The sequence below is a fragment of the Rhizobacter sp. P2_H2 genome, from assembly GCF_056403375.1.
Map to the genome: position 1 here is coordinate 1 of NZ_JBFUFP010000366.1, position 4,901 is coordinate 4,901.

Annotated in this window: 4 protein-coding genes; 1 reads left to right on the forward strand and 3 read right to left on the reverse strand. The window is 64.5% G+C overall.

Annotated elements, in window-relative coordinates:
- From AC1D15_RS18075 to AC1D15_RS18085, 3 genes are all read right to left on the reverse strand, one after another.
- Positions 1 to 1,137: response regulator (locus AC1D15_RS18075; protein WP_477827068.1), on the reverse strand; the 1,137-nt coding region annotated here is incomplete at its 3' end.
- A complete protein-coding gene (locus AC1D15_RS18080; RefSeq protein WP_477827069.1) occupies positions 1,134 to 2,423 on the reverse strand; it encodes an ATP-binding protein in 1,290 nt (429 codons plus the stop codon). The genes AC1D15_RS18075 and AC1D15_RS18080, both read right to left, overlap by 4 nt.
- Complete coding sequence (locus AC1D15_RS18085) at positions 2,420 to 2,647, reverse strand: hypothetical protein (protein WP_477827070.1); 228 nt, start codon at positions 2,645 to 2,647, stop codon at positions 2,420 to 2,422. The genes AC1D15_RS18080 and AC1D15_RS18085 overlap by 4 nt, the downstream gene beginning before the upstream one ends.
- Positions 2,648 to 3,078: 431 nt before the next feature.
- On the opposite strand from AC1D15_RS18085, the gene AC1D15_RS18090 reads away from it, so the two are divergent.
- On the forward strand, positions 3,079 to 4,677 hold the full coding sequence (locus tag AC1D15_RS18090) for a methyl-accepting chemotaxis protein (protein ID WP_477827071.1): 1,599 nt from the start codon (positions 3,079 to 3,081) through the stop codon (positions 4,675 to 4,677).
- Positions 4,678 to 4,901: the final 224 nt, after the last annotated feature.

Sequence of the window (4,901 nt, forward strand, 5' to 3'; positions counted from 1 at the left end):
GCGGCCGCGTTCCTCTCCCATCGCCTGCGCCGCATTGACCACCAGGTTCATCACGACCTGGTTGATCTGGGACGGCAGGCACTCGACGTCGGGAATCACGCCGTATTCCTTGACCAGGTCCGCCTTGTACTTGACCTCGTTGGCCACCACGTTCAGGGTCGAGTCGATGCCCTGGTGAAGATCCGCCAGCTGGAAGTCCTGCGAGGAATCCGCACGTGAGAAATCCTTGAGATCCTGCACGATCTGGCGCACGCGCACGATGCCCTGCCGGGACTCTCGCATCAGCACCGGGATGTCCTCCTTCAGGAACTCCAGCTCGATGTCATCGCGCAGCTTGCGCAGCCGCGCGGCGACATCGGGCGAGCCGACCTGGGCCTCGGCGGCTTCGTAGGCTGCCAGCATCTTGAACAGCTTGCCGAGGTAGTCCTCCAGCGTGCCGAAGTTGGAGAAGATGTAGCCGATCGGATTGTTGATCTCGTGCGCCACGCCGGCCGCCAGCTGGCCGATCGAGGCGAGCTTCTCCGACTGCACCAGCTGCCCCTGCAGGTGCTTGCGCTCGGCCACCTCGGCCTGCAGCGCCTCGTTGGTGCTCGTGATCTCGCGCGTGCGCTCGACGACCGCGTCTTCCAGGCGCGTGAGCTGCGCGGCTGCATCCTGCGTCATCTGCCACTTGGCGGTCAGCATGCTCGCGAGCTGGCGCACCTCGATCGCGTCGAACGGCTTCTTGAGGATCAGCAGCCGGTCGCGCACGTCGAGTGTCGCCAGCACCTCGTCCCACGAGGTGTCGGCATAGGCGGTGCAGATGACGACCTGCAGTCGCGGATCGGCCTGCCACAGGCGCTCGATCGTCTGCACGCCGTCCCAGCCCGGTGGCATGCGCATGTCCACGAAAGCCAGTGCATAGGGCCGCTCCGCCGCCAGCGACGCCTGCACCCGGACCAGGGCCTCCTGCCCCTGGTAGGCCGAATCGAGCTCGAAGGCTCGCGCCTCCTCCTGCGGCTCGTCGCCGAACAGCGCCGTCTCGGTGGCGCCGAGCCCGGCGTCGKCCGGTGGCGGCACCAGGATCTTGCGGAAGTCCTCGTGGATCGCCGGCATGTCGTCGACGAGCAGGATGCGCCGGTTCTGGCCGCGTGTCATGGCGTTCCTTCCTGCGGGACGATCGGGATCGCCAGGACGAACGTGGCGCCTTGTCCGACCCCGTCGCTCTGCGCACTCAGCGTTCCGCCCATCTCCCGGGCTGCCAGCGCGCAGCTGTGCAGGCCGAAGCCATGCCCGTTGCTGCGGGTGGTGAAGCCATGAACGAAGATGCGGACGAGGTTTTCCGACGCGATGCCCTCGCCGTTGTCGGCCACCGTGATGCGCAGGACATGCCCGTCCGCGGCGGGCTGCAGCGCCGCGCCCAGCGTGATGCAGGGGCTCTGGCCCGGGGGTGCGCCCCTCATCGCGTGTTTGGCATTGCTGATCAGGTTCACCAGGATCTGCAGGATCCGGTGTCGATCCAGCGGCAGCGCTGGCAGACCGGAAACCTGCTTCACGACGTCGACCTTGTGACGGGTCAGTGCACTGGCGTTCATGCGCAGCGCATCGTCCAGCAGGTCATCGACCTTCAAGGATTCGACGACGCTCGATGCGCCCGCATACGATTGCTGGGTCGCGACGACTTCCTTGATGTGATCGACGCTCCTGGCGAGCAGGACCAGTTCCTCGATGATGGCCGCCTGCTCCGCCTCCAGCGTCTGCGCCAGTTCGCGCAGGTAACCCACCAGCAGCTTGCCCCGGGCGTCGTGCGTGAGGAAATCGCCCAGGTCGTCGGCGTGCTCGTCCATCAGGCCGACCGCGCGCCTCAACCCCTTGAGCTTGGAGGCGCGAAGCCGGTCGCCGATCAGGCCCGCGGAGATGTTGACGCTGTTGAGAACGTTGCCGACGTTGTGCAGCACATTGGTGGCGATCTCGGCCATGCCCGCCAGGCGCGAGGCTTCGAGCAACTGCCGATGCACCTCGCCGATGCGGCGTTCGGCTTCCTTCAGTTCGGAGATGTCCTTCGTGATGCCGAAGGTGCCGATGATCTCGCCGACCTGGTTGCGCAGCGGCATCTTCGTTGTCAAGGCCCAGGTGTCCGGCCGCCCATCCGCCCAGGTTTCCCGCTCGACCTTGCCGACGATCGGCTGGCCGGTCCGGATGATCTCCTGCTCGTCGTCGAAGGCGGGCCTGGCGTGCGCCTCGGAGAAGACATCGAAGTCCGACTTGCCGATCAAGCCGTCCGGTGTCGTCATCCCGAACTGGAATGCCTGCGCCGCACTGGACTTGATGAAGCGGGACTRCCTGTCCTTGAAGTAGATGTGATCCGGCGAGTTGTCCAACAGCGCCCGCAACAGGTCACGCTCGTCGACACCCGCCGGGAAATGCTCGGGCGTTGCATTCACACGTGGGCTCCAGCGATGTCACGCAAGGTCAACGCGTACAGGTCGGCCACCGGCTGCMGCATCGCATCGGGCAGGAGCTTGCGCGTCGGGTGCGGCCGGGCGCAGCGCGGGCAGGCGTCGAGGGCTTCCCGGTAGACCAGGTCGCAGCCCAGGCAGCACACGGTGCCTGCACTCAATTCGGCCGCGGCCAGTTCGGCGAACACCGTCGGGCGCATCGCCGACACGGTCTTCCGGCAATGCGGGCAATCTTCATGGGGAATGGAATGGCTGGCGCAAAACATCGACGACTCCCTGGCACTGGGGGTGCCTTCTGTGGCGACATGTTCCGCCGGACGCTGCTGCCCCATTCCCTCGAACAATGCGGCGAAGCGGGACCAATTACCTCCCGCCTCGTCACAACTGACAGATAAGCATTTCGACGGCGATTTGCAAATAGCTCGAACATTTCACGTTCGATGGGGCATCTACAGATTGATGCCCGTGTGGCAATTGATCAGCATTGATCCATGTCAATTGCGCGGCCTGATGCACGAAGATCGACAATCACTCATGGATTCAATTAATGGTTAATTGTTGGTCTTTTCTGGCTCTATGAATCTCCCATCCTGCCGATAGTGGTGACATAGTTTTGTGTCTATCAAAGGGAGTAAAAAGGATGAAATTCCTGTCCAATGTGAAGATCGGTACGCGCCTGAGCGCCGGCTTCGCCGTCTTGCTGGCCATGCTGGCGGTCCTGGCTTTCACGGCCAAGGTGCAGGCTKATCGCCTGCAGGCGCACACCGAGTACTACGACAGCCACATCATGGCGTCCTACAAGCTGGTCACCGAGTTCATGCGCAGCGCCGACGACGCGCGACGCCGCTCGTTCCTCCACATTCTCGGCAAGCAAGAACAGAAGAAGGAGGCCGAGGTGATGACCGCCAAGTCGGTCGAAGCCGCACGCAATGTGCTGGAAGACTATTCAGCGCGTGCGCTGTTCCAGGACGACGAGGATCGCGCCAATTGGCAGGAAGTGAAGACCAGGTTCGACACCTTCGTGCGTTCCAATGAGAAGGTCATGGCGGCGTCGCGCACCATCCTCGACGATCCGGCACAGCGGGACGTCGCCGTCGGCATCATGCTGGGTGAGGCTCGCGTGGACAACATGAACCTCATCAAGGCCAAGGACGCCTGGCTGGCGCACAGCGATGCGAATGCCCGGCGCATGATCGAGCAGGGCCGGGCCACCTACCAGGCCGTGCTGTGGACGCTGGGCGGCCTGGCTGCAGCGGCCATGCTGGTGGGCGTGGCGGCAGCGCTGGCGATCACACGGTCGATCACGCGACCGCTGACCGAAGCGGTGACCATCACCCGAGCGGTGGCCGAGGGCGACCTCACACGCCAGGCGCGGATCGGGTCGCGTGACGAGATCGGTGAACTGTTGGGCTCGCTCAATCTCATGACGACCAATCTGTCCAGCATGGTCAGCACGGTGCGCGTCGGCGTCGACACCGTGGTGACCGCTGCGACGCAGATCGCCCATGGCAACCTTGACCTGTCCTCGCGCACGGAGTCGCAGGCTTCCAGCCTGCAGCAGACCGCCGCGTCGATGCAGCAGATGGCCGACAGCGTCAAGATGAATTCCGACAATGCGCGTCAAGCCAACCTCCTCTCGGGCAAGGCGTCCGAGGTGGCCGGGCAAGGCGGCAGCGCGGTCGAGCGTGTGGTCGAGACCATGGAAGGCATCCAGGATTCGAGCCGCAAGATTTCCGACATCATCACGGTGATCGACGGCATCGCCTTCCAGACCAACATCCTGGCACTCAATGCAGCTGTCGAGGCGGCGCGCGCCGGCGAGCAGGGCCGAGGCTTTGCCGTGGTCGCGGCCGAGGTGCGCAACCTGGCCCAGCGCTCGGCGGACGCGGCCAAGGAGATCAAGGGCCTGATCACGAGCAGCGTGGAAAAGGTGGATGCCGGCACCCTGCAGGTCAATGCGGCACGCAAGACCATCGACGAGGCCGTGCAACAGGTTCGCAAGGTGAGCGAATTGATCGCCGACATCACGCAGTCCAGCTCGGAACAGAACTCCGGTGTCGGCCAGATCAATCAGGCGGTGGCGCAGCTGGACAACACGACGCAGCAGAACTCCGCCCTGGTCGAGGAGACCTCGGCTGCGGCCGAGAGCCTGCGTCAACAGGCCGAGAAGCTGTCTGTGGCGATCTCCGTGTTTCGTGTCGCCGGGCACGATGCCGCGCCACAGCACAGCTTCGCCTAGGCAAGAGGTGCGGCTCGACGTCTGAGTTCAGCCTGAACTCGGCGCGACGCCGCAACCCTTGAATCGACACCACCGCGCCGGCCCTGGCCGGCACCTCAAGATCGGGACGTCATGGACTGGCTGGCAGTAGCGAGCGGATTCGTGATTGGTGCCATCGTCGGATTGACCGGCGTGGGTGGAGGCTCGCTGATGACGCCGCTGCTGATGGGCGTCTTCCATCTCAG